Below are 668 nucleotides of genomic sequence, written 5' to 3'. Positions count from 1 at the left end.
TTTAGATCGGTGCTAGAGGAAGCGCCTGAAGGACGGTTTGCACCACCCCAACCATTACGACCTGTATCGATAAGCATACCGAGAGTAGAAGGGAAGCCCTTGTCGATCATAGCTTGACGCCATGCCTGTACAAACTGCAACTCTTCTAGGTATTGAGTCCACTCATAGAAGTCTGATGAACGGATTGGGTTACCACCAACCTGCAAATTAGGATCTTGCATGTAGGGTTCGGTAACTGGCGTGTAGTTGGCAGAGTTAGAAGCAAAACCAGCAATGCTGTTTGCGCCGTTGTCTGTTGCCAAAATAGCATCGCCAATTAGAGTAACAGCTTCAGAGAAGTTGTCGCTCCAGCCCAACCAGCCTGAGTGCGCGATATCAACGTAGGAGTATACGTTAGGAATCTTGCTTAACTCGTTAAGAGCGTGCTGGATGCCGTCTACGTAACCGCCAGCGCCAGCAGCTTCTTGACAGTCAGCTTCGTCGATGTTGGTAACCAAGTTTGGTAGCGAATCAACTTCGATAACCGCAACGATACGAATACCGGAGTACTTAGAATCGCCAACAATCTCGGTAATACCCGCGATGTATTCGTTCTGGTAGCGTTCGAAGCCACCTTCAGAAATACGCAATTCACCGTTAGAAGCCAGTGCCGCACAGTCGCGGTTTGG

At 49.3% G+C, this 668-nt stretch carries 1 protein-coding gene; it reads right to left on the bottom strand.

The window, feature by feature from the left end:
* Nucleotides 1-668 (bottom strand): glycoside hydrolase family 6 protein (locus tag IDZ20_RS05820; RefSeq protein WP_188150489.1); only part of this gene is annotated, 668 nt, incomplete at both ends.

The organism is Teredinibacter waterburyi (assembly GCF_001922985.1).
GTDB classification, from domain to species: Bacteria; Pseudomonadota; Gammaproteobacteria; order Pseudomonadales; family Cellvibrionaceae; genus Teredinibacter; species Teredinibacter waterburyi.
The sequence above is the reverse complement of the archived record's forward strand: the minus strand, read 5'-3'. Positions and strand labels throughout refer to the sequence as shown.